Origin of the sequence: Photorhabdus namnaonensis (assembly GCF_001684335.1) — a bacterium.
In the GTDB taxonomy this organism is placed as follows: domain Bacteria; phylum Pseudomonadota; class Gammaproteobacteria; order Enterobacterales; family Enterobacteriaceae; genus Photorhabdus; species Photorhabdus namnaonensis.
Genome location: NZ_LOIC01000082.1, coordinates 13,854 through 40,812 on the forward strand (window position 1 = coordinate 13,854; position 26,959 = coordinate 40,812).

Genomic DNA, 26,959 nt, shown 5'->3' on the forward strand with positions numbered 1-26,959 from the left:
TTATTGGCACGAGCTAATCAAAACGTTATGGTGTAAAAAACAGAAACCTAAGCAGCATTTAAGAAATCTTAAAGGAAGTCAGTATGCGAGTTCGTCGTCGGCTTAGTCGGCTTGGCCGGCTTCGTAAGGTTAAGCGTGTAAGACAGCAGAGATTTCGTAGCCGGATTTTTTATAGGGATAATCTATTGGCGCTTAATATGAAAAAACCTTACATCGTAGTATTGACGGGGGCCGGTATTTCGGCCGAATCGGGTATTCGGACTTTCCGCTCTTCTGATGGGTTGTGGGAGGAGCATCGGGTGGAAGATGTTGCTACACCTGAGGGTTTTCAGAAAGATCCAGAATTGGTGCAGGCATTTTATAATGCTCGGCGTCATCAACTTCAGCAATCAGAAATAAAACCGAACGCGGCGCATTATGCTTTAGCCGCGCTGGAGCATGAGCTTGGTGATAATTTTTTGTTGATTACTCAGAATATCGATAATCTTCATGAACGGGCGGGTAGTTATCGCACGGTGCATATGCATGGTGAATTGCTCAAGATTCGTTGTTGCCAATCTGGGCAGGTGTTTGAGTGGACAGGCGATTTGACGACAGATGAACGCTGCCATTGTTGTCAGTTCCCCTCGTCATTGCGTCCACATGTTGTTTGGTTTGGTGAAATGCCTTTGGAGATGGAACAGATCTATTCCGCACTGGCCCAGGCAGATATTTTTATCGCTATCGGTACCTCTGGTCATGTTTATCCTGCGGCTGGATTTGTACATGAAGCTAAACTGGCAGGGGCGCACACGGTAGAACTGAACTTAGAACCGAGTCAGGTGGAAAGTTTATTTGATGAAAAGCACTATGGACCCGCCAGTAAGATAGTAGATGAGTATGCCAGAAGGTTAATTGATAGTATTAAAGAATTTAAAGCTGATTTGACGCAATAATTATTGTGTTTCTCTTCCTCATAATAGGTAATAAAATCCCTGGGGGAAGAGAATAATGGACAGATTACTAGAGCGTTTTTTTAAATACATATCTTTTGATACTCAGTCAAAGCCGTCAGCGAAGACTATTCCCAGTAGTTATGGACAGCTCGAACTTGCTAACGCGCTAAAACAGGAGCTGATCGAATTAGGTTTTTCCAATGTGGCGCAGGATGCTCATGGTTGTGTGATGGCAACATTACCTGCCAATACCTCTTGGCCCGTACCAGCTATCGGTTTTATTGCTCATCTTGATACTTCACCTGATTTCTCTGGGAAAAATGTTAGTCCACAAATGCTGGAAAATTATCGAGGCGGCGAGATTGCTCTGGGAGCGGGTAATGAAGTGTTATCGCCGGTTATGTTTCCTATCTTGCATAATATGTTAGGGAAGACATTGATTACCACCGATGGTAAAACGCTGCTTGGTGCTGATGATAAGGCAGGTATTGCGGAAATCATTACTGCAATGGTTCGTCTGAAAAATAGCAATATCTTACATGGTGATATTCGGATTGCGTTTACACCTGATGAGGAGATAGGTAAGGGAGCAAGCTATTTTGATATTAATTCATTTGATGCTGAATGGGCATACACTGTAGATGGTGGTGGTGTAGGTGAATTGGCATTTGAGAATTTCAATGCAGCAGTAGTAACCGTTAAGATTGTTGGCAATAATATCGACTCTGGTAATGCTAAAAATATCATGATCAACGCGTTATCGCTGGCGATCCATATCCATCAGGCATTGCCATCGGAAGAAACACCGGAACATACCGATGGATATGAAGGCTTTTATCATTTGCAGCGTATTAAAGGCACGGTTGAGCGTGCTGAAATGCACTATATCATTCGTGATTTTGATCGGAATAACTTCGAAGAGCGTAAAAAGAAGATGATTAAAATTGCTGAAAAAGCCGGTGAAGGGTTGCATTCTGGTTGTTATATCGAACTGACTATCGATGACAATTATTACAATATGCATGATGAAGTTATCAAATATCCGCATGTTATTGAGATTGCTAAACAAGCAATGCTGGATTGTAATATTGAACCCGTTATTAAACCTATTCGTGGCGGTACTCATGGTGCGCAGTTGTCATTTCGTGGTCTACCCTGCCCGAATATATTTATGGGGGGGTATAATTATCATGGTAAACATGAATTTGTTTCGTTGGAAGGAATGGAGCAGGCTGTCAGTGTTGTCATGCGTATTGCTGAATTAACCGCATTGTTGTCTAAAAAATCGGAAATAAGTCCGTCGTTGTGCAGCATTAACTAAGTCGATAATTTGCTGTGTTGTTTTTCGGTATATGAGATAAATTAATAGGTCTTGCTTTCTGCTTGTGAGTGATGGCAATACCATGATTTATTTGTATTTTCCTTTAATATACAAATTCAAAAATTGCCTTTGAATCAGAGGATCTGATTCAAAGGCAGTGAGTTAATCACTAACTTAGGTGTTAAACAGAATTAATGATCTTTGATAACTCTCTTGAAATTAACCTCTTGAGGTGAGGTATCAATCATTAAAGTACCAGTAACCACTATTAACCAATGCAGTGAGCAACCTGATAAAACGAACATCATCTATCGCTTCACCAAGCATTTCGGCATTAATTTCATAATAGCGGCAAAGAACATCAGCCGCTTTAATATGAGGCGTATCTATTAATTCACCGTTAACAAAGCACTGATCACCAATCCTTATAACCCGCAATCCGTTAAGTCGGTGGAGATTTTCACCTTGTTTCATTAATTCATAAATTTCATCACTTTCATAAGGCGGCTCTGGTGGAGCAATATCAAGTTCATGCCGTGACTGAGAAATGAATTCACCAAACCATTGCTGGAAAGTGTCAGGTTGTGCCAATAACTCGTTCATCATGGCATGTAGCTTTGATAATTCATGCGGCTGGACCAGTGCTGGATTTTCACGGAAAGTCAGATCAGGATCGTTATAACGATAGCTGCCTAAATCATTAGCCAGCACATAATCGGCGAAGCTACTGAAAAGCTCACGGGAATTGGGGGCGCGGAAACCAACTGAATAATTTAGTGACTCTTCGATGGCATAACCTTCATGCGGAAATCCAGGTGGGATATAGAGAATATCGCCTGGCTCCATCTCTTCGTCAATAATGGCATTAAAGGGATCGACCTGTAATAGGTCGGGGTGAGGGCAGCGCTGTTCCATTGGTAGCTTTTCCCCAATGCGCCAGCGACGGCGACCCATTCCTTGAATGATAAACACATCGTATTGGTCTAGATGTGGACCAACACCACCTCCGGGAACAGAGAAGGAGACCATCAGATCGTCTATCCGCCAGTCAGATAATACGCGGAATGGTTGCATTAATGCGGCGGAAGGATGGTGCCAGTGATTAACCGCTTGTACCAGCAGTGACCACTCTTTTTCACCTAAATGATCGTAACTTTCAAATGGACCATGAGAGACATCCCAACGGCCATTTTTCTGGCTGACCAGGCGGCAGTCAACTTCATTTTCCATAGCCAGACCCGCGAGTTCATCGGGAGTAAGGGGATCAATGAATTGACGGAAGCCTTGTTTAATCAGTAAAGGCCGTTTTTGCCAATGATTATGCAAAAATGCCTGCCAGTCCAGGTTCAACTGATAGTCCATAGTGACATCCTGAGTGTGAAGTGAATTTCAGGGTATTATAACCAATAGTTAAATCCAGTATCAGACTGTACTGGCATATTTAACTAATCGTCATCATTAATTTGCTGGCATCGGAATATAACGCAAATTCTGGCGCCACCAAGCGGGCTGTCACTGATACTGATATCACCTTTATATTGTTCGATAATTTCAGAAGCAATTGACAGTCCTAGCCCTTGACCGGGCCTTAAAGTATCAACACGTTGGCCTCGCTGGAAAATCATTGCCCGTTTTTCAGGCGGCACCCCTGGACCATCGTCATCGACAATAATCATTACCGAATCGTGATCGATCGCCACAGAGATCTCAACAAATTTAAGGCAATATTTACAGGCGTTTTCCAACACATTACCCATGACTTCCATAAAGTCGTTTTTCTCACCAAGCCAGGTGATCTCCGGTGAGACATCTAACGTGAGGCTGACGCCTTTACGTTGATAGACTTTTGTTAAAGCGCTGCACAGGCTATCCAGTAAAGCAGGAACGGAAGAAACTTTCCGCATAATGGCGCTATGTTCACTGCGCATACTGGCTCTATGTAGATAATAGCCTATCTGCTGAGAAATACGGCCAATTTGTTCTAGCATGATAGGTTCTGCCTGCTGAATAGTCATTTGTTTGCTGTCACGTAAAGAACGGAGAGTTGATTGTAAAACAGCCAGTGGCGTTTTCAAGCTGTGTGTCAGATCAGCAAGCGTTGTCCGGTATTTTGTATAGCGGTTGCGTTCATTATTGAGCAACACATTAAGATTACGAACTAGCCCCCGCAGCTCTGTTGGTGGATTTTCATCCAGTTTTTCCCGTTCACCTTTTTCTAACGAACTAATCTGATGAATAAGCGATTTAATTGGCCGTAAACTCCAGTGTGCTGCCAGCCAGATTAATGGGATAACCAGAATAAGGTTGGCAATTAATACATAACCGAACCACTCCCACACCAGAACCGTTTTTTGTAAATCCTGTGGAATGGTATCGATGACTACAATAGTTAATGCTGGCAAATGAGCTGTCGCGCTGTATCTGTTGACGGAAACGGAGTGGGTTAGCTCGTTATCTTCATTTTCGTCAAGTGCATCAAGTTTACCTAATTGTCCTTGTGTGTTAGCCGAATTTTTTAGTAAGTCGCGGCTGCTTTTTAAGTCAGTATCCAGTTCATATAAACCGTCCTCTTTTAACCATTCACTGGGAATAGAGTTTTCGACTTTTGGGATATGGCGTTGACGCCAGAGGATGGCGCCTTTGTTGTTATAAATCAGAACCAATGATGGGTTATTCAGCGTGAAATTAGGGGGTACTGAAATATCCAGCTTATTATTATTCCACTGTGCAAGGCTGAAAAATAGGTTACTTTGACTGCGTAGCAGTGTATAAGCAGTTTTATCAAAACTAACCAGATAACCGACAATGGCGACAATACCGTAAGACATGGTAAGAGCAAGAATAATCGCCGCCGTTGCCATTAAAAACCGGGTACGGAGTGAGAAAGGCTGCTTTTTGTGCTTGAGCACTTTTTTACCTATAAAAGTCTTATACATCAAAGCGATAGCCTTGGCCACGAACAGTTACGATAGCTTCATAGGGCCAGATATCCAATATTTTCTTCCTTAGCCGGCCTATTAAGACATCGATGGAGTGGCCTTCGCGCAGTTCAGCATCGGGATATAATTGGCGCATTAATGACTCTTTAGTGACAACTTTGTCGCTATTACACATCAGTGTTTCAATGATTCGGTATTCAAACGCCGTTAGTTTGACGCTCTCTCCGTAAACTGTTAATTCCTTGCGTGACAGATCAATTTTGAAAGGCGGGAATTCAATGATCTGAGAAACTAGCCCATTATTACGGCGTAGGAGTGCCTGCATACGGGCAATAATTTCTTCAAGATGAAAGGGTTTGGTAACATAGTCATCCGCTCCTGCATCAAGAACCGTGACTTTTTCTTGCCAGCTTTCGCGGGCGGTCAGAACAAGAATGGGGAGTTTTTCATCTCTTTGGCGCCAGCGACGGATCAAACTCAAGCCATCTTCTCCGGGCAAACCAAGATCAACAATGGCAATATCGGGTTCGCTCTCGACCAGGTAATAATCGGCTTCTTTGGCATTTGCCGCGGCATCAACTAGATGACCGGTATCACGAAGCTGTACCGTTAAATGGTGACGCAGTAACATGTTGTCTTCAACGATCAATATCCGCATGGAATAATCCTTCTCAACTCCAGCAGGCAGTATTGTAATAATCAATTCATTCGGACTGTTATATAGACAAAACTGCCGGTAAAAAATTCAATGCAATGGTTCTGGCTGAACATGTTAGATACATGGATCTGTAACAGCAAGACGTTAAGTCGAAATAGAGAATATAACTTTAAAGTGTGTTTGGGATTGGTTTATATAAGAATATACCCGTCATCTTTCAAGTTGCCTCTTTGTTGGCTGCACTCACTCACCCCGGTCACATAGTTTGCTATGCTCCCGGGGATTCGCTCCCTTGCCGTCGCGATGTATCTTGAAATCCATAGGGTATAGCAACAGACGGGTGTTTTATCCGTCTGTTGAATATCAATTACTTCAATTCATCAACCAGTGTAATTGCACGGCCAATATAATTTGCCGGTGTCATGGCTTTTAGGCGAGTTTTCTCTTCTTCCGGTAAATCCAGCCCATCGATAAAGATTTTCATCCCCTCAGCATTGACGCGTTTGCCACGGGTAAGTTCTTTAAGTTTTTCATAAGGCTTTTCGATACCATATCGACGCATCACTGTTTGGATAGGTTCAGCAAGCACTTCCCAGTTTTGATCTAGCTCATCCAGCAGATGCCGCTCATTGACTTCCAACTTATTTAAGCCTTTCATCGTAGATTGATAAGCGATCAGAGCATATCCTAGGCCAACACCAAGGTTACGTAATACGGTTGAATCAGTCAGATCACGTTGCCAGCGGGAAATCGGTAACTTGCTTGCCAGATGACCAAATACCGCATTTGCCAGCCCCAGATTGCCTTCTGAGTTTTCAAAATCAATTGGATTGACTTTGTGTGGCATAGTGGAAGAACCAATTTCACCGGCAACCGTTTTCTGTTTGAAATGGTTAAGTGCGATGTAACCCCAAATGTCGCGGTCAAAATCGATCACAATCGTGTTGAAGCGGGCGATGACATCGAACAATTCAGCAATGTAATCATGGGGTTCGATTTGAGTCGTGTATGGATTCCATTTGATGCCGAGTGAAGTCACAAAAGTTTCACTAAACTGATGCCAATCAACCTGTGGGTAAGCGGCTATATGGGCATTATAGTTACCTACGGCGCCATTAATTTTACCGAGTATTTCGACTTGTTCCAGCTGGCGATACTGGCGTTCCATCCGGTGAGCGACATTGGCAAACTCTTTACCAACGGTGGAAGGAGTGGCCGGTTGGCCGTGAGTGCGAGATAATAGTGGTAAATCTCGATATTCACTCGCCATTTTTTTGATGGTATCAATTATCTGACGCCATTGTGGTAAAAGTACTTCTTCACGAGCTGTTTGTAGCATCAGTGCATAAGCTAGATTGTTAATATCTTCAGAAGTACAGGCAAAGTGAATAAACTCAGAAACCTTGTGTAATGCAGGAACATGTGCAACTTTCTCTTTTAGAAAATATTCCACTGCTTTGACATCGTGGTTAGTGGTGCGTTCGATAATTTTAATGCGCATTGCATCCTGTTCATTGAAATTTGCGATGATTTCATTCAGGTAAGCGTTTGCGTCTGTATCAAAAGCGGGAACTTCTTTAATTTCAGCACATTCTGCCAGTTTTTGCAGCCAACGTACTTCAACCTGCACTCGGAATTTCAGTAAGCCAAACTCACTAAAAATAGTACGTAATGCGCTGACTTTATCGCCGTAACGGCCATCGATCGGAGAAACAGCAGTCAGTGAGGACAATTCCATTGGTAGCAACTCCCGGATTTTATTTAACAATGAGAAAGAATATCTTTCGCCTGTTGGATCAGGCGTTGACGAGAAAACATTAATTGCAAGCGACCGCCGCCAACTTGTTGCCATAAGACCGAACAACGGACGCCAGCCAGTAGAATAGCCCGGACTTTCGCTTGTACAAGTGGATTGCGCAGAACATCAGGGGAACCTGTTACTTGGATACGTGGACCTATTGGGCTGATAACATCGACATAAATACCGGCCAACGCGTTGAACATCCCTTCAGACATGGGTTCAAAATGTGCCTGCTGGCGCTCTAACAAATTGATACGATTACCCAGTGCATCGAAAGCTGCCTGATTTTTATTTAGTCGGCGCTCCAATGCGATTAGACTCAAGATATAGCGGGTGAGATCGGCGGAAATACCATTGTTAGAGTTATTAAACATCCCTAGCAATGCGTTTAGCCCGGTGCGCAGATTGCGTTCATGATTGCCGAACACATCTAAAACAGATGTCGGGTTAGTGTTCAGGATGCTATTAACCATAGTGGCAACAGCATCGGCGTCACATTGGTTTTCATGAGCAAGTTGTTGTACCAGACGACCTGACTGGCAAATTCCCGCCAATGCCAGTGTGATATTGTAATAATTCTTTGCCACGATTACTCCTGCAAACGTTGTTCAATCACGCCGCCGCCAAGACAAACTTCACCCTGATAAAAGACGGCTGATTGGCCGGGGGTGACTGCGGCGACAGGGTTAGCAAAACGGACTTCAATTTTATCTTCGTTTATGGGGGTGACAGTGCAAGGAATATCCTGCTGACGGTAACGTGTTTTGACGACGCAATGGATTTTTTCAGTTAATGTCTCTCTGTCAACCCAATGAAGTTGTTGAGCAATAAGGCCGGTAGACATTAAGCGAGGGTGTTCATGCCCCTGCGCCACGATCAGAATATTGTTCTGAACATCTTTATCTATGACATACCACGGCTCTTCGCTGCCTTCTTTCGTTCCACCGATGCCTAAACCTTTGCGTTGGCCCAACGTATGGTACATCAGCCCCTGATGTTCACCGACGGTTTCTCCATCTACAGTCATAATCGGGCCAGGTTTGGCAGGTAAATAACGGCCAAGGAAATCACGGAATTTGCGCTCACCAATAAAACAGATACCGGTGGAATCTTTTTTCTTTGCTGTCGCCAGACCGATTTCTTCGGCGATACGACGAACCTCCGGTTTTTCCAGTTCACCGACAGGAAATAGGCTTTGAGCAATTTGTTGGTGGCTCAGAATGTATAAGAAGTAGCTTTGGTCTTTATTGTTATCCAGCCCACGCAATAATTGGCTTTTACCGTTAATATCTTTGCGACGGACATAATGACCTGTTGCGATGTAATCCGCGCCTAAATCCTCAGCGGCGAATTCCAGAAACGCTTTAAACTTAATTTCTTTGTTACATAGAATATCTGGATTAGGTGTTCTGCCCGCTCGATATTCAGAAAGAAAATGTTCGAAAACATGATCCCAATATTCGGAGGCAAAATTGACGGTATGAAGTTCGATGCCCAACTTATCGCAAACGGATTGAGCATCAGCCAGATCAGCCGCGGCTGAACAGTACTCTTCATCGTCGTCTTCTTCCCAATTCTTCATGAACAAGCCAGCCACTTGATAACCTTGCTGTTGTAGCAAATAAGCGGAAACGGAGGAATCTACACCGCCGGACATACCGACAATGACTTTTTTCTGGCTGTTCTCTGACATGGGAATCTCACTGGCGAAAAAAACAAGCGCAGTATTTTAACACGTTGCAGACAGGGGTGCATCAAACGTATTACTGTTTTGTTATTAAATAAATGGAGAAGCATAACTATCCAATAGGGTGAGAGGATATTTTTCGTCTCGTAGGTAACAGCGGATACTTTCTGCGACGAGAGGAGAACGAAGACAATGGTTATTGAATATTTGTTCTGTTGTAACCCAATGGCAACAGTCAATATCACGGTCCTGTGGATTGGCTACGGTTTGTTGTTCCATTTCAACCAGAAACAGAAAACGGATAAAGGGTGTGCCGTCTGGTGCAACCCACTGATGAACTTTCAGTAGTGCTTGTGGTTTAGCCTGAATACCGGCCTCTTCCCATAATTCGCGTTCCGCCGCTTGTAACAATGTTTCATTAGCCTCAAGATGACCGGCGGGTTGATTCCACAATGCTTTGCCATTAATTGTCTCTTCAACGACCAGGAATTTATTTTGGGCATGGACAACACAGGCAACTGTAACGTGGGGACTAAACAAAATTGATCTCCTTCCATTCACCGGGTTTCATTTTGCCTAATTGCACGTTTCCCATACTAAAACGAATCAGCCGAAGTGTGGGAAAACCGATATGTGCTGTCATTCTGCGCACTTGACGATTTCGGCCTTCATGAAGTGTTATTTTTAACCAGCTTACCGGAATATTTTTACGTTCACGAATCGGTGGATGGCGATTCCAAAGCCATGTTGGTTCATGAACTAACTCGGCGCTTGCGGGTAGGGTAGGCCCATCTTTTAATATGACGCCATTGCGTAACTTATCGAGAGAAGCTTCATCTGGAATGCCTTCAACTTGCACATAATAAACTTTGGCTGTTTTTTTATTCGGTTGGGTTAGCTGTGCTTGAAGTTTGCCGTCATTGGTCAGAATTAATAATCCTTCACTGTCGCGATCTAAACGCCCGGCAGCATACACATTAGGCAACGAGATAAAGTCCTTTAGTGTTGTTCTGTCCATTTCATCGGTGAATTGGGGTAAAACATCGTAAGGTTTGTTAAATATCAATACTCGACGAGGTTCTGTTGGTTTTTTGACAGAATGTGATATTTTTCTTTGGCTGAATCGGTTAAGTCTGTGTTTTTTAATGGTGAAATTTGTCATCATAGATCACTGCATAAAATGGAAGGGGTATTATACATTAGTCTGCTATCAATTGGCGTTCGCAGAATATTCAAGTAGTATTGACACGTCCCTTACAAAAAATTAACAAGGTATTACGCTTACTTGAAGGAGAGGTTAATGGAAAGCAAAGTAGTTATTCCGGCGGAAGGTAAAAAAATAACAGTCGACGCTAAAGGTAAACTGGTTGTTCCGAATAACCCGGTCATCCCTTATATCGAAGGGGATGGAATTGGTGTCGATGTTACCCCTGCAATGTTGAAAGTGGTCGATGCAGCGGTTCAGAAAGCCTATCAGGGTGAGCGTAAAATTTCCTGGATGGAAATCTACACCGGTGAAAAATCTACTCATGTATACGGTAAGGATGTTTGGTTGCCGGATGAAACGTTGGATCTGATCCGTGAATATCGCGTAGCTATTAAAGGTCCTCTGACGACGCCGGTTGGCGGCGGTATTCGTTCTCTGAACGTAGCATTGCGTCAGCAATTAGATCTGTATGTTTGTCTCCGTCCTGTTCGTTACTACCAGGGTACGCCAAGTCCGGTTAAACAACCTGAATTGACCGATATGGTTATTTTCCGTGAAAACGCGGAAGATATTTATGCCGGTATTGAATGGAAAGCAGGGTCTGCCGAGGCGGATAAAGTGATCAAATTCCTGCAAGAAGAGATGGGCGTAAATAAAATCCGTTTCCCACAACAATGTGGCATCGGTGTGAAACCCTGTTCTGAAGAGGGCACTAAACGCTTAGTTCGTGCTGCCATCGAATATGCAATTGATAATGACCGTGAATCTGTCACTCTGGTTCACAAAGGCAACATTATGAAGTTTACCGAAGGCGCTTTCAAAGACTGGGGTTATCAGCTTGCTCGTGAAGAGTTCGGCGGTGAACTGTTGGATGGCGGCCCTTGGGTAAAAATTAAGAATCCGAAAAACGGCAAAGAGATCATTGTTAAAGATGTCATCGCGGATGCGTTTCTACAACAGATTCTGTTGCGCCCTGCTGAATATGATGTTATCGCCTGTATGAACCTGAATGGTGACTATATTTCTGATGCGCTGGCTGCTCAGGTTGGTGGTATTGGTATCGCTCCGGGAGCAAACATCGGTGATGAATGCGCCTTGTTTGAAGCGACTCATGGTACAGCGCCTAAATATGCCGGTCAGGATAAGGTGAATCCAGGTTCTGTGATTCTTTCCGCTGAGATGATGTTGCGCCATATGGGTTGGACAGAAGCCGCAGATCTGATCGTTAAAGGTATGGAAGGCGCGATTGCCGCGAAGACCGTGACTTATGATTTCGAACGGCTGATGGAAGGCGCTAAACTGCTGAAATGTAGCGAATTTGGTGACGCGATTATTCAGCATATGTAATCCGTCATCATTGTGAAAACTTCACGGTAGCTAATGCTTCCGTGGGGTTTTCTGAATTTACAGGGATTTTTGCTGTAAAATTCTCAAAAATAGTGGAAATAAACGTGCTTTTTTGCGTTATATTCTTCAATTTTATTTTTTTCAGGTAGTTATCTGTGGTTTTTACCTTTTATGTTTTATGGCCTTAATTGGAAAATCTCAATCACTTAAAGGTATATATTGTTGTTTTATTAGGCATGAAATTTTGCCAGTCACATATGACAGAGTGTATACTGAGGTTAATATTCGTTCTGTCTGATAGGAAGAGGGGAGTAAAAGATGAGTAGTTCAGATGATAAAAAAATAGAGTTTAGTACGAGCGATGTGTTAAATGCTCTCTTACATCGCGGGCAGAATATGCAACATCTTGCAACTCAGGAAAGTGTGGATAATCTGCGCCGTGAGACTGAGGCTAACTTTGCGTCACTTGATAAGCGATTCGAATTAATAGATAAACGCCTCGAAGTTATGGATAAGCGTTTTGAATCCATAGATAAACGTTTTGATAAACTTGAAGGTAAATTTGATCGACTTCAATGGTTTATTGTTGCCGCGGCGCTAGCGTTGTTATTCAAAGAATATATTTTCAAAGCGGCGGCTGTTATCCAGTAACTTGCAACCTTTTGCAAGTTACTGCTAACTTATTCTTTCATTTGTTATTTTTTCTCTGTTTCATTGCTTTTTGGCTACGGTATCTTCCAGTTCATCGGAAATTGAAATGCATTGATAATAAGACTATTGGTCATAAAATATCGCTGTCTATATTGGTCGGTTTTCGTTACACCTATTCACAGTGGTTTATTGTTTCATAAGTTCTCAGAAGTGGAATCTGGTGTAACAATATTTCTTGAGTCATATTCAAACCGGCCCATTGCTTGTGAATAAGCTTTCAGCTCTTCGAATCGTTGGCTGAGAAATGCGTTACGCTCCTCTTCATGAATCGAATCGGCATTGCAATCTGTAAAACAATTGGGAGTTTCATAGAGTCTGACATGGTGAATTTTGAGGCTATCCCATTCACTAAAAAGAACTTCCATAGTGAGGAATATCTCTTTCGCAATATTCTCAACGGTTGGATTGCAGTATTCCCCACTAGGATTTAGGCTCATGAGTCTGAATTTACTGCGCGTAGCATGAACAGCGGATATGAAATCTGCATCCTTTGGGTTAAGAATCGAGGCGTGATCCAGAAACTCATCAATCCATGCGGCGCCGATACGCTTTATCTCTTTAAAATCTATCGCGTATCCAATGGATTGCATCTGTTCAAATGAGAAAGTGAGTTCATACAGATAAGTGTGTCCGTGGATATTGAAGCATTTCACTCTCTCGTTCATGACTCGATGAGCGGAGTCAAAAGAGCCTTTGCGTGTAATATATTGAATTGTCATGCGGTACCTCTAATCAATTCATAGAAGTCTTGCTTGGCAGGTGAATCAGTATCGGCGAATACACCTGAGAACATTTGTGTCTTCATCCGACTTTTCTGGTGGCGTACACCTCTGCAACTTACACAGTTGTGTGATGCATCTATCAATACTGCGACACCCTGATTTCTTTCACATACTTGGTTTACTGCATTATGGATTGTTGCTGTTAATCGTTCTTGTATAAGCCCACGTCTGCCAAAATGTTCGACGATTCGATTTAACTTTGACAGGCCAAGAACACGCCCATATTGACTTGGTATATAAGCAACGTGAACATAGCCTCTGATTGCTTGATGATGGTGAGAGCACATGGAGTCGAGAGCGATCCAACCGTCGAATACAATGCCATCGTAGTTATCTGCCGGAAATGTAGTGATAGGTCCCATTGGTTTGTATCGACCTTTCCATAGATCAAGTACATAAGCTTTCGCAACACGTCTCGGCGTGTCTTTCGAATTAGGATCATTTTGCCAGTCTACGCCAAGAGCGGTCAGGAATTCTCCGAATGATATAGCAGCTTTATCTATGATAAGGTTAAGCTCTGTTTTGGTCAGAGTTTCATTGGGTCCGTGTAATGCGCGTTTTTTTGCTAATTGCATGGATATTCCATCTGCAAATCCATGTGTGGTGATTTCCAAATCTCCTGGTTCCACAGTAGGTACCTCGTTATTGTCACTAAATGGTTTCATTATGATCCGTTTAGAAAAATGCACATTTTTGTTTAACGGACCATCAGTATTTAGACCCTTACTATCTAAATGCTAGATAAAATAGTGGTGGGTATCATGTCTTTTGCAGTCACTCTTAAGACCTTTTAAGTCTTAATTGGGGGAACTGATACTGGGATTCGTGTTTTCCCGTTCACTTAGTTACGTTGTGAAATTGTGCATTAAGTTAGATATGTTATGCCGTTATTTTTGCTTGTTTTAATATCTTGATATGAATGTTTAATACCTATCTTTCCAGAGAAAATAATGAGTCTTATTTATTGTTATTGTAAATGTATTGACGTACAGTTTGGTGCTTATTCATTAATTAAATTAATTAGTTGTAGGGGTGCTATCCAGATAGAGAACGGTTTCACAACTATCAGATACTGTTTTTACCAAGGTTAGGTAAATCTTGCCCGGTGATCGGTTATAGCATATTTACTAAAGGAGGCTTTATGTCATTCGGAATTGATAATGTGGACCCTGATCTAACCTACGGGACAATACCAACTTAGAGCTGAACGCTGTTAGATGATCTGAAAGAACAAATAAAGATGTGTTCAGAGAGAATAGGCATAAGTCTGTTTAGCGAAAGATGGAGATTGCATATATATGAAATTGCGACATTTACGGTGTTTTGTGGCGGTAGCAGAAGAATTACATTTCGCTAGAGCTGCGGAGCGCTTGCATATAGAACAATCACCGCTATCAAGGATAATTAAAAACCTAGAAGCTGATCTTGGTACGATGTTATTCGTGCGGACCACAAGGAATATCCGGCTCACGCGTGCGGGGGAAATTTTACTGGAACAGGCTCCTCGCATCTTTTCCGTACTTGGTCAGGTTCGTGATAGTGTGAAGGCAGTTTCGGCTGGATTCCATAGTCAGCTTCGTATTGCGTTATCCGATGGTGTTACACCCCCCAAGTTAGCCGAATTGTTAGCAAAATGCCGAGAGGACGAGCCAGGGATGGGTATTCGCTTACACGAGATACCTCTAGCCCAACATATGAATGGATTACGTGACAACCTTTTTGATGTGGGATTTGCTCAATCTACGACAGTAGGCGATGGCATTATTGCCATGCCGGCTTGGTATGACTCATTGGTGGCGGCTATTCCTATCAGTCATCCGCTTTTGGCGTATAAAGAAGTGCCGTTAGATGAACTTTTACGCTACCCACTGATCATCTGTGGTCAGGAGGCGTATGAGAGATGTTTGGAGCCAGTGTTGTCTATATTTCAAAATGGAAAGTTAGCGCCATGTATATCGGAAAAGGTTTCTAGCTTTGACCTTTTGTTAACTTTAGTGGCTGCTGGATATGGGATTGGTGTGGCGGGAGAGTCACAGCTCAATTTGACTCGGCATGGCGATGTAGCCATAAGACCATTCACTGGTGGTATTCCTAAGCTGGTGACGTATATGCTTAGGCTTGACGCCCCGTTAACAGAAGAACTTTCCCGGTTTGAAGAAAGAGTTGGGAATTTGTACACCAATGTTTGTTGATCTTATTAGGGGAAAGGGTCTTTTGGGGTTTTACTTGTGCTGGTACTGATTAAAGTGCAATTCGCAATCTTCTAAATTTGTAGAGAATTACGAATTTTTGGCAAATATTTGGCTATTTTTTCTAATACTCAATGAAAATTTTCGTGCCAACCAGAGCCGGGGACTTAAGATACCTATCTTGAGAAAGAATTAGATGATCAGCTTGGTTTGATGAGTGACAAGTAGATGTAAGAAGTTAAAACTGGATAGTTAATTTAATAGCATGTAAAAATCTTTCTTGCGTGTGTATTTAGGTAAAACCGCTAACGGGAGTTTGTTCTCCCGCTGGTTTTATAACTGTAAATAGAGTACTTACTGTATAATATTTAAAGTGTTATTATTTAGTTATTGTTTTTCCTTATTAAGAACTTTTTCATACTCCTCCCAAACGACAGACAATGGTGAACTTAAACAACAAATGGATATTGAACCCCCTGATGGAGGGTGATATTCATATTTAGATCTCCCACGATAGACTCTTATAGGTAAATTGTTATCAGTGGGATTCTTCCTTTTTTTTCTTAACATCATTCATAACCTCAACGTATATTGTTTAAATTATGCATTTAGAATAAAAGTGAGATATTTATACAATATTAACTTCATAAACATATTTTTTTTGTAAAAGATAACAAATGAAAATATTAGCAGTAGATAATAAAAGATCCAGTTTTATGTTGCATATAAGAGAAGTTTTTTCACATTTTTTATAAAATAGTTTCAAAATGAAATAATATTTTATGGAAATTAAAACACAATGTTTGGTAAATGTAAAACAAAAGTTGATTTTAGCTATTGTATAGTTGGGTTAAGTCTGTTGTTTTTATAGACGAATGAAGTGGTGATTAACATATCACTGTCCGTTTGGGGGCATTTTGATGCTTATATACCCGTTAGCTTTCAAGTTGTCTCTTTGTTGGCGGTACTCACTCACCCCGGTCACATAGTTATCTATGCTCCCGGGGATTCGCTCCTTTGCCGTCGCGATGCATCTTGAAATCCATAGGATATAGGTATTCATGAGTTGTTGTAACAAAATGGTGGGTGTAATTTGGGTCAAACTATCTCTAACTGGCTATCACGATGGATTGCCAACGTTGAGTCTTGGTATTTTTGTGATTTACCCAAGATACCTCTACTCGTAGTATCCAGTCTTAGGGAAATTCAACGTGGTGATATCATTGTAATAACTTTATTTTGCAGTGTACCCGATTTTACTTAAATTCTATTGCTCATGCGGTAAATTTTTTACAAGCTTTATTAAATATTCAGTCTATCTGGCAGTCGATCAAATTTGTCCTGATGAGGCTGGAAAACTTGCCGAATAAATATTATTTGCTGCCAAAAGGCAATCAGAGTACCCCTTGATTTTTTATAAAAAAGGATTTTATTATGCCGATTTTATGGTCATTTCATTTTAATCCACTTGCGGAAATATTGGACAATCATCTTGTGGAAAATAGAATAATAGGAGGCATTAGATATATATTTTGAAGATATTTTAAGAATAGAAAAATAAGCAGAAATGTGTTCGTTAGGATCAGATGAAGAAGTGGGAAACATTCGTTTAAAAATTTTTTAATGCTAATGATACTTAACACAAATAGCTAAAGGAAAAATATCATTTTTCCTCGTGATTGAAGATGTTTATAGATAAGTGTCAGATAGAGGTTAAGGCTTTTATTAGTTTTTTGCATGTTATGTTATTTATTGGGATGATATTTCCTACATTGAGCGTATGTGTTGGTATTTCATTGTAATCTGATGAGTGAGTTTTTTATCTTTTTGATTTTTAATGTTTTATGTGATGGATGTCACTATGCGAAAATTTTCTAAATTAATGATGATTTTTTTGTTAAAGCTGATAATCTGCTCACAAAATTAATCACAATATCTTATTTTTGAACTTTTTTTCTTGATATTAGTTGGTTGTTGATTTAATTAAAAAGTGGTCCATTGGTAGAACTTCTTTTACTTGTGTAGGGATTATAGCCGTGGGCCTCATACTATAGCCGTGGGCTTCATAATAGTAATGGATTTCATAATGTAGCTTATTGTGAATCACAGGTAGGAGGCATCGCCGAAAGTGTATGAAATGACTGACGGGCAATAGTTGATTGAATGCCATATCTATTAACTATCAGTCAAAAACAGTACACCAAACATTCATTTAATCTGATGGATAATGTAAAAAGGTCAGTAAACATTACACATCAATTTCAAACTTGTGTTACATTCATAGTGTTTTTCTGACCGGTATCTCTGTGTTTTCTTATACAGCATTGTGTTACTTGTTAATTATAAAGGCATATTAAGCGCAATGAATTCTGCCGGATACGATTTTATGGTCAGACTAGGTTTACTAATTTAAGGGGAAAAATATCTTGACGGAACTAATTAGCTTTCTTAACAGCCTTAACGGCATCCTTTGGGGCTCCGTGTTGATTTATCTTCTTCTTGGCGCCGGTATTTACTTCACGATACGTACAGGTTTTATACAGATTCGCCATTTTGGGCACATGTTTTCAGTGTTGAAAAACAGTAAGAAATCTGACAGTGCAGGTATTTCATCATTCCAGGCTCTGTGTACCAGCTTAGCAGCACGGGTTGGTACCGGTAACCTTACTGGTGTGGCAATCGCCTTAACGGCTGGTGGGCCTGGTGCCATTTTTTGGATGTGGATGGTTGCTCTGATTGGGATGGCGACCTCTTTTATTGAGAGTACACTTGCCCAGCTGTACAAGACAAAAGACGATAAGGGGAATTACCGCGGTGGTCCGGCCTATTATATGGAAAAGGGGCTTGGAGTACGCTGGATGGGCATTCTGTTCTCCATATTCCTCATTATTGCTTTTGGTCTGGTATTTAATGCTGTTCAGGCAAATTCCATCGTTCAGGCCGCCGCTTTCGCATTTAATTTCAATCCGTTGTATGTCGGCATCGGTTTGGTGATTTTTAGCGGGGTCATTATTTTTGGTGGCTTGCGTTCTATTGCTCGGGTTGCAGAGTTGGTTGTCCCTTTCATGGCGATAGCTTATCTGATTCTGGCATTCTGGGTCGTCGGGCATAACTTTGAACGAATGCCGGAAGTGTTTGCATTGATTTTTAAAAGCGCGTTCGGTTTGCAGGAAGCTGCCGCAGGAGCCGTTGGTTACGGTGTTGCCCAGGCGATGACACAAGGTGTTCAACGCGGGCTGTTTTCAAATGAAGCAGGGATGGGTTCGGCACCCAATGCCGCTGCTTCCGCTTCTCCGTATCCTCCTCATCCGGCATCTCAGGGTTATGTGCAAATGCTAGGTGTCTTTATGGATACTCTGGTTATCTGTAGTGCTACTGCTGTTATCATCCTGTCATCGGGTGTGCTTGATGGCAATATTGTGGGAATCAGTGGAATAGAATTAACTCAGCGAGCATTGTCTTCCGCTGTTGGTGATTGGGGCTCTGAATTTATTGCACTGGCTATCTTCTTCTTCGCATTCACATCAATTATTGCGAATTATGCTTATGCTGAAAGCAATATCGTATTCCTTGAACGTAATCATACTGCGGGTCTGGTGATCTTACGTTTGGCGGCGTTGGGTATGGTGATGTTTGGTTCGTTGGCTGATTTGCCTTTAGTTTGGAAAATGGCTGACTTGTCTATGGCATTGATGGCAATTACTAACCTGACCGCTATTTTGTTGCTTTCTGGCGTCGCATTTAAGCTCGCAAAAGATTACAACCAACAGAGACGTGTTGGTAAATTACCGACATTTGATATCAATCAGTACCCTGAGATTCAGAAAAAAGTTGAAGTTGGTATTTGGGAAGAAACGGCAACTCTTGCCCAATCTAACCAAGCGGTTGACCGCAAGTGAAATGCTAGAACACAGTATAGTTAATACTCTTTAACAACATAGCGACTGATAGCCTTTCACGTTTCATTTGTTATTTTTGCCTTATTTCCATCTAGCTTATGGGAATAAGGCATCTTTGCTTGTGCTCTATGTCAAGAGCAAAACCGGTAGTTTTATAAAAAAATCATGCAAAACATAAATTTTATTTTGTGTTCATTTAATTTCTTTGTGTTATTATCTTGCTTTCAATTAATAGATGGGACAGGGAAATGATGAAGAAGATCATATTAGTTGGCTTATTTATGTTATTGGCGGGGTGTTCCAGCCTGGAAGATCGGGGCACTTATAAAGTTGATAGCTCTTTTCCTTCACAAGGTCAAAATGACAGAGTAAGGTTTTTGGTATTCCATTATACCGCTGTCAATGATGAAGGTTCTTTACGTATACTCACTCAGGGCGGTGTTAGTGCCCATTATTTGCTCCCATCGTTACCGAATTATGTGAGAGGCAAGCCTGTTATTTTGCAACTGGTTCCTGAAGATAAGAGGGCGTGGCATGCTGGTGTTAGTGGATGGAATGGCCGGAAAGACTTGAATGACACTTCGATTGGCATTGAAATTGTTAATAAAGGATTTACGGAAATGCTACTTGAGAAAGAGTGGTATCCGTTTAATGAGCAACAGATCGATCTATTAACGCGTTTGGCGAAAGATATTGTTCAACGTTATGGCATTGAACCTATTAATGTCGTTGGTCACAGTGATATTGCGCCTTTGAGAAAGTATGATCCAGGTAAACTTTTCCCTTGGAAGAGTTTGGCTGAGCAAGGTATCGGTGCATGGCCTGATGATGCAACCGTTGGAAAGTATATGGCGGGTAGAAAATGGAATGATAGTGCTTCTGTTGAGTTAATTCAGAAGACATTGGCTAAATATGGCTACACTATTCCACAAACCGGTGTGCTTGATGAAGATACCCGTAAAACAATCAGTGCATTCCAGATGCATTTCAGGCCAGATGACATCAGTGGTAATCCTGATGCACAAACTGAGTCGATAGCTCTGGCTCTGGTTGAGAAATATAAAAAGTAGTTTTGATTTGTAATATTTCATTGTGATCGTGCCATAGAAAGAACTTTATCAGAGTGACCTTTATGGCATGATTCCTCTCATTAACTCTATCGATTTTACGATCTATTCTTGAGTCCGTTCTTCACTTTGTTTTAACCGGTAATGGCAGCTTGGCAGTTGTTGATCACATCTTTCTTGTTATCTATTTTAACTCTTGGTGGCTTTCATTATTATTCCTATAAAGAAAGAAGTAAGATTATGACTAAGTAATAAAATATTCAGTGTATATAAATAATCGTCGCTTTATTTTATAATGATGATTACTATCTTAAGTAATCGTCAGATTAAATAAAATTTTTCGATATGGAAAAAATATTACTTTTTATTATTGTTTTTCCTTTCTGGTAGAATAAATGCTAGGATAATCCCAATTAGGCTGATAAACGGCGAATACATTGTTATTTTTTCGGGAAAATAGTTTGGTAACACACTGCACAGGTAGATAGGAATAGAGATTAGCCAACCATACAGTCCTACATCATTAAATCTGTAAGCTGTTTTCATGATTAAATAGTAAATCGTAGCAAAGGAGCACATTGCCCATAAACCAATAGAGATTATGTACAGCCACACTGATAACTCATATTGCATATGGGAGGCGTAATTGTTTTCTGCTAGATAACCCGAGAGAAAGATCAATATTGCTAAAACAATGGCTATTTTAATAAAGCTAATAATATAATCTTTTCTACTCAATCTTTGGCTGAAATAGCTTTTTATTGAACTCACTAGAGAATCGTTCATAAATAATAGTCAGATAAATAAGAATGGGACAGATAATAACTGATTTAACGATAGTATGAACAGAAAAATATGAATCAGATATTAAGATGAGAATATTTCAAAAGTAATTTTATGATTAAATATGTATAAATAAGGTGATGATTGTTAAATTGTATGATGGTTTTTATCCTTTATGATTTTTTTGGTGTTTAAACCGTTGTGTGATGATTTGACAAATGATTATTCGCTTATGTGACTGCTCCCCGCCGTAAACGGCAAGGCTTCCCACTTCTCAGGCCGCAACCGTTGATGCAACGGAGGTACTGGCATCGGGTTTGTTCGTTTTTCGAACTCATGTTAACGGAAACCAAGTGTCGTCAAAAAATTCGGCAGAGCTCTCTAGTCCATCTAACCATGAAACCCAGAGAGCTTTGTTGAGGGAAGTATTGTGTCTGGCATCAAATAAAAGATCAGAACACAAAGGTTGAAACTCTTTATCTTTCACCGGAAAGCACGGTTGCATTTGTTGGATAATTGCCTGTTTCAATGTTCTCTGACTATCGTGTCACGAACGGTTGGCAGCAAAATGTAGAGGTAATTTAACTTCGAGCTTAATATCTGGATTCTGCCGGAAATCATAGGGCGTTATGCCATACTCTTTGCGGAACATGTAAGTGAAATGAGACTGAGAGCCGAAGCCGAAATCTAAAGCGATATCAAAAATAGGCAAAGAGCTGTTTCTTAAAAGATGAACAGCGCCGGCCAGGCGTCGCTGGCGGATATATTTACCAAGCGAAATGCCGGTGACTTCCTTAAATATTTTCTGCATGTGCCAAAGCGAGTAACCGGAGTAAGTTGCCAGTTCTTCCAGGTGGATTACCCGGCCAAGGTGATTCTCAATCCATTTGCTGAGAGCGCATACAAGTGCTAAGTGATTATCCTGTGGCATTAACAATTTTGTTCTGGTTGAAAATGAAAGGAAGTATACACAACTTTTTCTAAAGATGACAAAGCCTTGACATCACGATTGGGATTGTAACTGAATGTGACAATTGATTTTTTTGTTATAGTGAATAGAATCCACATGGTTAGTATTTGTTTAAACGTGTTCTGATATGTTGTTAGCATATATATTGTTGCGGGTACGATTTTTTCGCAATGAAAGCACAGGATGAATATTTTTCTTGTTTCATTGTTGTAAAATATCATTTTCCAACTTTATTCTTAACGTATTGCGTTCTGACCAAACTGAAAGGAAATAGAATTGGACATAAAAAAAACCATTGCAATCTTAGTATTACTTGGAATATGTCTGTTCTTGTACCTGTTAGCTTTGGATAGCTATTGTGATCAGGGGGAAAAGTTTGATTCAGGTATTTGTTCTGTGACTCGATATCTGCCTTTCTGATTAGTTGCTGATACTCATCAGCCATTTTCCCATCATATATCTGTGCTAACATATATACCCAAATGGATTTCAAGATGCATCGCGACGGCAAGGGAGCGAATCCCCGGGAGCATAGAGAACTATGTGACCTGGGTGAGTGAGCGCAGCCAACAAAGAGGCAACTTGAAAGATAACGGGTATATCTTCAATATCCACCCTTTAAAGCCAGTGTTTTGTTTGCTTTGAATAAAGCAGATAAGGGGAAGCGGTTGTTTTCCCACTAATAACAAGATAGAAGTTGCATCAAGAGGACAAGATGGCAGGACAATCGCAGCGGTCAACACTTAAACGCGGTTTAAAAAACCGGCATATTCAACTTATTGCTTTGGGGGGGGCTGTCGGGACTGGGTTGTTTCTCGGTATTGCACAAACCATAAAAATGGCAGGTCCCTCCGTAATTTTAGGATACGCTATCGCAGGCTTTATTGCATTTCTGATTATGCGTCAGCTAGGAGAGATGGTGGTCGAGGAGCCTGTAGCGGGGTCGTTTAGTCATTTTGCGTATAAATATTGGGGGGATTTTCCCGGATTTTTATCAGGTTGGAATTACTGGGCGATGTTTACTCTGGTCGGCATGGCTGAATTAACGGCTGTGGGAATGTATATCCACTACTGGTGGCCTGATATTCCAACCTGGGTTTCTGCAACCGTCTTCTTTGTCTTAATCAATACAGTAAATTTAATTAATGTCCGACTCTATGGTGAAACAGAATTTTGGTTTTCCATCATTAAAGTGACCGCCATTATCTGTATGATTGTGTTTGGCGCTTACTTGTTAGTTAGCGGAAATGGCGGACCTCAGGCCAGTATTACTAACCTTTGGCAACATGGCGGCTTTATGCCTAATGGCATCACCAGCCTAATCATGGCAATGGCTGTGATCATGTTCTCTTTTGGTGGATTGGAACTGGTGGGTATTACCGCGGCAGAAGCGGAAAATCCGCGTATCAGCATTCCTAAGGCCACCAATCAGGTGGTATACAGAATATTGATTTTCTATATCGGTTCTCTGACCGTGTTGTTGTCGCTTTATCCGTGGGGCAATGTCGTTGAAGGTGAAAGCCCATTTGTTATGATTTTTCATAACTTGGATAGTTTCTGGGTGGCTAACGTTCTGAATATTGTCGTCCTAACTGCCGCATTATCCGTTTATAACAGCGGTGTGTATTGTAACAGCCGAATGCTGTACGGTTTAGCAAAACAGGGCAATGCACCTGGGATGTTGAAAAAAGTTAATGAGAGTGGTGTCCCTATCAGAGCCATTGTCGTGTCTGCTTTGGCAACGTCCGTTGGTGTATTGATTAATTATGTGATGCCGGGCAAAGCATTTGAATTATTGATGGCGCTGGTGGTAACAACGTTGGTGATTAATTGGGTTATGATCTGTACGGCGCATTTAAAATTCCGGGCAGAAAAAGTTAAACAGGGAATAGAGCCATCATTTAAGGCGTTCTGGTATCCATTCGGTAATTATCTGTGTCTAACTTTCCTTGCCTTTATACTTGTCATTATTTTAATGATGGACAGCATCCGTATTTCAGTCATCCTGATGCCATTCTGGGTGGGTGTGTTATGGGTTGGGTTTTTAATGTCTCGTTCGCGCCGTGATAAAATGAGAGCGCAGGAGCAGGGATAACATATGCGGGAAGGTACCGGGCTGATATTACACAGCCTGGTATTTTTTATCCAGTTACCATTGCCAACGTAGCCAGGCGAAGAGGACGTTACCGTTATTATATGTGCCGGGAATATATGTCCCTTGCAGCGATAACCGATCATATTCTATAGAGAATAACGGTAATGGCAGTGGAATAGGGACATAATAATAATCATGACGAGCTGTAACGCTTAAAGTGAAACCGATTCCCATTCGGAAACCATCTAAATCACCGGGTATCCACATTTTCTGAAATCCATAGCCAACGATGGGTTCCAAACGGTTATGAGAATCCATAAAAGCCATTGCATAAAGGGAATGCCAATCATTGTCTTGGTCGTAACGATATTTACCATAGCCGAAACCCCAAGGCCGCTCATTATATCTATCGATTTTCTCTTTATCGTAGGTATGTCTGTTATGCCAAGTAATTACCGGCAGATAAAGTTCATTGTCGGGTGCATCCCAGGTGAGAGCGATATTATTGTTGAATTTTTCCCATAAACTATCTGAATTGTTGCTATAACCGATCAGTGTGTGTGATTGAGTCGTTGCTAATGATTTATTAGCAGTATTTGCCGTTGCTGCCAACACTGTCCCAGATGAGACTAAAAGAGTGGCTGATAGGGTACAGGCTGCGGTTAAATCAAACTTCATTATTTATTACTCCAAATTTCCCGACGACATAAATTGGGAAGATCCTGCGCATCACGTAAAATATGACAAACATCTAAATTCAGGAATTCTACTCTTGCTATTTTCAATAAAAGTTAAACGAAAAATTAATATTAAGATGTGATAGGTATTAACTGGGTATATTTAGTACTGATATTTTAGTCGACTAATATTGGGAATGTATTGATTTTTTCTTTCACCCAAACAGTAGAGATTGGCCTCTATGAACAGACTATAGATATAAAAAATCTGATAATAAGATAGGCAAAATAAATTAGAATTTTTTATGTTATCTGGGGTTTTGTTGAGTGGATAAACTGTAAGCTAATTAGGATAACCTTGGATTTTCAAATTTTTGCAGTTATGTTAAACAATAATTGTTGTTAAGAATTTTAAATATGTGCGTTAGCTCCATAGCTGATAAAAAATGGCTTGCCATCATATTAAGAATATGTGATAAATCGTTCGGGTAAACGAGGTACGGTTCTGTTATACAGTTCTGTTAATAGCAGCAACTTGCTCTAGTTTTTATGTTGCGCCGAAACGGCGAATTAGAATTAAGTGATCCAAAGGAAATTCTTAAAATGGCAAAAATCACTGGTACTGTAAAGTGGTTCAACGAATCAAAAGGTTTTGGCTTTATTACTCCTGCTGATGGCAGCAAAGATGTGTTTGTACATTTTAGCGCTATTCAGAGCGAGGGTTTTAAAACTCTGGCGGAAGGCCAAAAAGTTGAGTTTGAAATTCAGGACGGTCAGAAAGGTCCTTCTGCGGCAAACGTCACTACAGCATAACTTCTTTTTGTCGATCATTTTGGATTGACGAAGTAAATTTGTTGTCTGATTGATTTTTTACTGGCAACAATGACATACCGATATCACCCTGTTGGTTATCTGATAGGGTGTTTTTGTTTTGGCTCGGGGCGCTCTTTACTGAGCTGAGATGAACCCGTAATACCTGATCTGGATAATGCCAGCGTAGGGAAGTCATGGTGTCTTTTCCTGATACTTGCTTTTCTGCCTGGAAGAGGCACTTATAATGAGAATCAATTCACTGACAATTGCCGGTACTGATCCTAGTGGCGGTGCCGGCATTCAAGCCGACCTGAAAACTTTTTCCGCACTTGGTGCTTATGGCACAACAGTAATGACAGCGCTTGTCGCGCAAAATACCTGTGGTGTGCAATCTATTTATGATATCGATCCTACTTTTGTTGCGGTACAGCTTGAATCCGTGTTGTCAGATATCAGAATTGATAGCGCTAAGATAGGCATGTTATCTAATGCAGCCAATGTTGCTGTTGTTGCTGACGCAATAAGTCGTTATTCCGTTCCTTATGTTGTATTGGATACGGTAATGATTGCGAAAAGTGGCGATCCGTTGCTGGCGCCGGAAGCGGTTTCCGAGGTTGTTGAACGATTATTACCGAAGGTTTCGTTGATTACGCCAAATTTGCCGGAAGCGGCGGCGATATTGAAATGCTCTGTAGCGAAAACCGAAACGGACATGCAAAAACAAGGGCGTGAATTATTATCGCTAGGATGTGAAGCCGTTTTACTGAAAGGCGGGCACCTTGCAGAACATGAAAGCCCTGATTGGCTATTTACGGTTGAGGGCGAATGGCGTTTTACTGCGCCCAGAATCAATACGCGTCATACTCATGGTACAGGGTGTACACTCTCCGCTGCGTTGGCTGCTTTGCGTCCACGTTATTCGAATTGGCAGACAACACTGCCTGTTGCCAAAGCATACCTCCAGGCGGCGTTAGAACAGGCGGACTCGTTAGCGGTAGGAAAAGGCATTGGGCCTGTGCACCATTTTCATCAGTGGTGGTGAGAATAACTGACTGGCGTTTTCGGGATTAGGTGAGAA

The 26,959-nt window shown here is 41.2% G+C and carries 24 protein-coding genes and 1 riboswitch; of the genes, 11 read left to right on the forward strand and 13 right to left on the reverse strand.

The features are described from left to right. Positions 1 to 83 precede the first annotated feature (83 nt). Together cobB and pepT are read left to right on the forward strand one after the other, a co-directional pair. Positions 84 to 935, forward strand: coding sequence for a Sir2 family NAD+-dependent deacetylase (cobB, locus tag Phpb_RS16790; protein ID WP_065391347.1), 852 nt, complete (start codon positions 84 to 86; stop codon positions 933 to 935). A 55-nt stretch (positions 936 to 990) separates the two neighbouring features. Beyond that, on the forward strand, positions 991 to 2,256 hold the full coding sequence (gene pepT, locus Phpb_RS16795) for a peptidase T (RefSeq protein ID WP_065391348.1): 1,266 nt from the start codon (positions 991 to 993) through the stop codon (positions 2,254 to 2,256). A gap of 240 nt (positions 2,257 to 2,496) precedes the next feature. On the opposite strand, the gene Phpb_RS16800 is transcribed toward pepT, so the two are convergent. The 8 genes from Phpb_RS16800 to rluE all read right to left on the reverse strand — a co-directional run bounded on the left by Phpb_RS16800 (position 2,497) and on the right by rluE (position 10,503). Further along, positions 2,497 to 3,618, reverse strand: a complete 1,122-nt coding sequence (locus tag Phpb_RS16800; protein WP_065391349.1) for a ribosomal protein uL16 3-hydroxylase — start codon at positions 3,616 to 3,618, stop codon at positions 2,497 to 2,499. An 83-nt stretch (positions 3,619 to 3,701) separates the two neighbouring features. Next, positions 3,702 to 5,165, reverse strand: coding sequence for a two-component system sensor histidine kinase PhoQ (phoQ, locus tag Phpb_RS16805; protein ID WP_065391556.1), 1,464 nt, complete (start codon positions 5,163 to 5,165; stop codon positions 3,702 to 3,704). 19 nt (positions 5,166 to 5,184) lie between these two features. Beyond that, positions 5,185 to 5,853: a two-component system response regulator PhoP gene (gene phoP, locus Phpb_RS16810; protein ID WP_065391350.1), complete on the reverse strand. Its 669-nt coding sequence runs from the start codon at positions 5,851 to 5,853 to the stop codon at positions 5,185 to 5,187. A 367-nt stretch (positions 5,854 to 6,220) separates the two neighbouring features. Then, positions 6,221 to 7,591: an adenylosuccinate lyase gene (purB, locus tag Phpb_RS16815; RefSeq protein WP_065391351.1), complete on the reverse strand. Its 1,371-nt coding sequence runs from the start codon at positions 7,589 to 7,591 to the stop codon at positions 6,221 to 6,223. Positions 7,592 to 7,614: 23 nt separating this feature from the next. Continuing rightward, positions 7,615 to 8,241, reverse strand: a complete 627-nt coding sequence (hflD, locus tag Phpb_RS16820; protein ID WP_065391352.1) for a high frequency lysogenization protein HflD — start codon at positions 8,239 to 8,241, stop codon at positions 7,615 to 7,617. Positions 8,242 to 8,243: 2 nt separating this feature from the next. Beyond that, on the reverse strand, positions 8,244 to 9,347 hold the full coding sequence (gene mnmA / locus Phpb_RS16825; RefSeq protein ID WP_065391353.1) for a tRNA 2-thiouridine(34) synthase MnmA: 1,104 nt from the start codon (positions 9,345 to 9,347) through the stop codon (positions 8,244 to 8,246). An 84-nt stretch (positions 9,348 to 9,431) separates the two neighbouring features. After that, positions 9,432 to 9,881: an NUDIX domain-containing protein gene (locus Phpb_RS16830; RefSeq protein ID WP_065391354.1), complete on the reverse strand. Its 450-nt coding sequence runs from the start codon at positions 9,879 to 9,881 to the stop codon at positions 9,432 to 9,434. After that, positions 9,874 to 10,503 carry a 23S rRNA pseudouridine(2457) synthase RluE gene (gene rluE / locus Phpb_RS16835; RefSeq protein ID WP_065391355.1) on the reverse strand — a complete coding sequence of 210 codons (630 nt, stop codon included), beginning with the start codon at positions 10,501 to 10,503 and terminating at the stop codon, positions 9,874 to 9,876. Before rluE ends, Phpb_RS16830 begins: the two co-directional genes overlap by 8 nt. Before the next feature lie 138 nt (positions 10,504 to 10,641). Between rluE and icd the strand changes: the two genes are divergently transcribed. Both icd and Phpb_RS16845 read left to right on the forward strand, forming a co-directional pair. After that, positions 10,642 to 11,895, forward strand: coding sequence for an NADP-dependent isocitrate dehydrogenase (icd, locus tag Phpb_RS16840; RefSeq protein ID WP_046395879.1), 1,254 nt, complete (start codon positions 10,642 to 10,644; stop codon positions 11,893 to 11,895). Positions 11,896 to 12,213: 318 nt separating this feature from the next. Continuing rightward, positions 12,214 to 12,546: a hypothetical protein gene (locus tag Phpb_RS16845; RefSeq protein ID WP_065391356.1), complete on the forward strand. Its 333-nt coding sequence runs from the start codon at positions 12,214 to 12,216 to the stop codon at positions 12,544 to 12,546. Between the two features lie 194 nt (positions 12,547 to 12,740). On the opposite strand, the gene Phpb_RS16850 is transcribed toward Phpb_RS16845, so the two are convergent. Both Phpb_RS16850 and folE read right to left on the reverse strand, forming a co-directional pair. Then, positions 12,741 to 13,325: a 6-carboxytetrahydropterin synthase gene (locus tag Phpb_RS16850; protein ID WP_065391357.1), complete on the reverse strand. Its 585-nt coding sequence runs from the start codon at positions 13,323 to 13,325 to the stop codon at positions 12,741 to 12,743. Continuing rightward, positions 13,322 to 14,017, reverse strand: coding sequence for a GTP cyclohydrolase I (gene folE / locus Phpb_RS16855; RefSeq protein WP_240492594.1), 696 nt, complete (start codon positions 14,015 to 14,017; stop codon positions 13,322 to 13,324). The genes Phpb_RS16850 and folE overlap by 4 nt, the downstream gene beginning before the upstream one ends. 669 nt (positions 14,018 to 14,686) lie before the next feature. Here folE and Phpb_RS16860 point away from each other — a divergent pair. From Phpb_RS16860 to Phpb_RS16870, 3 genes are all read left to right on the forward strand, one after another. Further along, positions 14,687 to 15,580 (forward strand): LysR family transcriptional regulator, encoded by an 894-nt coding sequence (locus Phpb_RS16860; RefSeq protein WP_065391359.1) that lies wholly within the window; start codon positions 14,687 to 14,689, stop codon positions 15,578 to 15,580. A 2,423-nt stretch (positions 15,581 to 18,003) separates the two neighbouring features. Further along, positions 18,004 to 19,476 (forward strand): alanine/glycine:cation symporter family protein, encoded by a 1,473-nt coding sequence (locus tag Phpb_RS16865; RefSeq protein WP_046397923.1) that lies wholly within the window; start codon positions 18,004 to 18,006, stop codon positions 19,474 to 19,476. 251 nt (positions 19,477 to 19,727) lie between these two features. Beyond that, on the forward strand, positions 19,728 to 20,546 hold the full coding sequence (locus Phpb_RS16870) for an N-acetylmuramoyl-L-alanine amidase (protein WP_065391360.1): 819 nt from the start codon (positions 19,728 to 19,730) through the stop codon (positions 20,544 to 20,546). 354 nt (positions 20,547 to 20,900) lie between these two features. Here the strand turns inward: Phpb_RS16870 and Phpb_RS16875 are convergent, their stop codons facing one another. Continuing rightward, the gene (locus Phpb_RS16875) at positions 20,901 to 21,329 is read right to left on the reverse strand and encodes a DUF805 domain-containing protein (RefSeq protein ID WP_065391361.1); all 429 of its coding nucleotides are present in this window, start codon (positions 21,327 to 21,329) and stop codon (positions 20,901 to 20,903) included. 544 nt (positions 21,330 to 21,873) lie between these two features. Then, positions 21,874 to 22,257 carry a helix-turn-helix domain-containing protein gene (locus Phpb_RS16880; protein WP_065391362.1) on the reverse strand — a complete coding sequence of 128 codons (384 nt, stop codon included), beginning with the start codon at positions 22,255 to 22,257 and terminating at the stop codon, positions 21,874 to 21,876. Between the two features lie 315 nt (positions 22,258 to 22,572). Here Phpb_RS16880 and mgrB point away from each other — a divergent pair, with 315 nt between their 5' ends. Both mgrB and Phpb_RS16890 read left to right on the forward strand, forming a co-directional pair. Beyond that, positions 22,573 to 22,716 carry a PhoP/PhoQ regulatory lipoprotein MgrB gene (gene mgrB / locus Phpb_RS27680; RefSeq protein WP_080984968.1) on the forward strand — a complete coding sequence of 48 codons (144 nt, stop codon included), beginning with the start codon at positions 22,573 to 22,575 and terminating at the stop codon, positions 22,714 to 22,716. A gap of 295 nt (positions 22,717 to 23,011) precedes the next feature. Then, a complete protein-coding gene (locus tag Phpb_RS16890; RefSeq protein WP_065391364.1) occupies positions 23,012 to 24,391 on the forward strand; it encodes an amino acid permease in 1,380 nt (459 codons plus the stop codon). A gap of 54 nt (positions 24,392 to 24,445) precedes the next feature. Here the strand turns inward: Phpb_RS16890 and pagP are convergent, their stop codons facing one another. Continuing rightward, positions 24,446 to 25,069: a lipid IV(A) palmitoyltransferase PagP gene (gene pagP / locus Phpb_RS16895; protein ID WP_065391365.1), complete on the reverse strand. Its 624-nt coding sequence runs from the start codon at positions 25,067 to 25,069 to the stop codon at positions 24,446 to 24,448. A gap of 602 nt (positions 25,070 to 25,671) precedes the next feature. Here pagP and cspE point away from each other — a divergent pair. Together cspE and thiD are read left to right on the forward strand one after the other, a co-directional pair. Then, positions 25,672 to 25,881, forward strand: a complete 210-nt coding sequence (gene cspE, locus Phpb_RS16900; protein WP_036781809.1) for a transcription antiterminator/RNA stability regulator CspE — start codon at positions 25,672 to 25,674, stop codon at positions 25,879 to 25,881. A 114-nt stretch (positions 25,882 to 25,995) separates the two neighbouring features. Then, a riboswitch (TPP riboswitch) is annotated at positions 25,996 to 26,088 on the forward strand. 37 nt (positions 26,089 to 26,125) lie between these two features. Continuing rightward, complete coding sequence (gene thiD / locus Phpb_RS16905; protein ID WP_065391366.1) at positions 26,126 to 26,923, forward strand: bifunctional hydroxymethylpyrimidine kinase/phosphomethylpyrimidine kinase; 798 nt, start codon at positions 26,126 to 26,128, stop codon at positions 26,921 to 26,923. Positions 26,924 to 26,959: the final 36 nt, after the last annotated feature.

What these genes read in the sequence shown, in the direction of transcription:
- cobB (WP_065391347.1), top strand. Translation starts at nt 84, where the DNA reads ATGCGAGTTCGTCGTCGGCTTAGTCGGCTTGGCCGGCTTCGTAAGGTT.
- pepT (WP_065391348.1), top strand. Translation starts at nt 991, where the DNA reads ATGGACAGATTACTAGAGCGTTTTTTTAAATACATATCTTTTGATACT.
- Phpb_RS16800 (WP_065391349.1), bottom strand. Translation starts at nt 3,618, where the DNA reads ATGGACTATCAGTTGAACCTGGACTGGCAGGCATTTTTGCATAATCAT.
- phoP (WP_065391350.1), bottom strand. Translation starts at nt 5,853, where the DNA reads ATGCGGATATTGATCGTTGAAGACAACATGTTACTGCGTCACCATTTA.
- purB (WP_065391351.1), bottom strand. Translation starts at nt 7,591, where the DNA reads ATGGAATTGTCCTCACTGACTGCTGTTTCTCCGATCGATGGCCGTTAC.
- mnmA (WP_065391353.1), bottom strand. Translation starts at nt 9,347, where the DNA reads ATGTCAGAGAACAGCCAGAAAAAAGTCATTGTCGGTATGTCCGGCGGT.
- rluE (WP_065391355.1), bottom strand. Translation starts at nt 10,503, where the DNA reads ATGACAAATTTCACCATTAAAAAACACAGACTTAACCGATTCAGCCAA.
- icd (WP_046395879.1), top strand. Translation starts at nt 10,642, where the DNA reads ATGGAAAGCAAAGTAGTTATTCCGGCGGAAGGTAAAAAAATAACAGTC.
- Phpb_RS16845 (WP_065391356.1), top strand. Translation starts at nt 12,214, where the DNA reads ATGAGTAGTTCAGATGATAAAAAAATAGAGTTTAGTACGAGCGATGTG.
- Phpb_RS16850 (WP_065391357.1), bottom strand. Translation starts at nt 13,325, where the DNA reads ATGACAATTCAATATATTACACGCAAAGGCTCTTTTGACTCCGCTCAT.
- Phpb_RS16860 (WP_065391359.1), top strand. Translation starts at nt 14,687, where the DNA reads ATGAAATTGCGACATTTACGGTGTTTTGTGGCGGTAGCAGAAGAATTA.
- Phpb_RS16870 (WP_065391360.1), top strand. Translation starts at nt 19,728, where the DNA reads ATGAAGAAGATCATATTAGTTGGCTTATTTATGTTATTGGCGGGGTGT.
- Phpb_RS16875 (WP_065391361.1), bottom strand. Translation starts at nt 21,329, where the DNA reads ATGAACGATTCTCTAGTGAGTTCAATAAAAAGCTATTTCAGCCAAAGA.
- Phpb_RS16880 (WP_065391362.1), bottom strand. Translation starts at nt 22,257, where the DNA reads ATGCCACAGGATAATCACTTAGCACTTGTATGCGCTCTCAGCAAATGG.
- Phpb_RS16890 (WP_065391364.1), top strand. Translation starts at nt 23,012, where the DNA reads ATGGCAGGACAATCGCAGCGGTCAACACTTAAACGCGGTTTAAAAAAC.
- pagP (WP_065391365.1), bottom strand. Translation starts at nt 25,069, where the DNA reads ATGAAGTTTGATTTAACCGCAGCCTGTACCCTATCAGCCACTCTTTTA.
- cspE (WP_036781809.1), top strand. Translation starts at nt 25,672, where the DNA reads ATGGCAAAAATCACTGGTACTGTAAAGTGGTTCAACGAATCAAAAGGT.
- thiD (WP_065391366.1), top strand. Translation starts at nt 26,126, where the DNA reads ATGAGAATCAATTCACTGACAATTGCCGGTACTGATCCTAGTGGCGGT.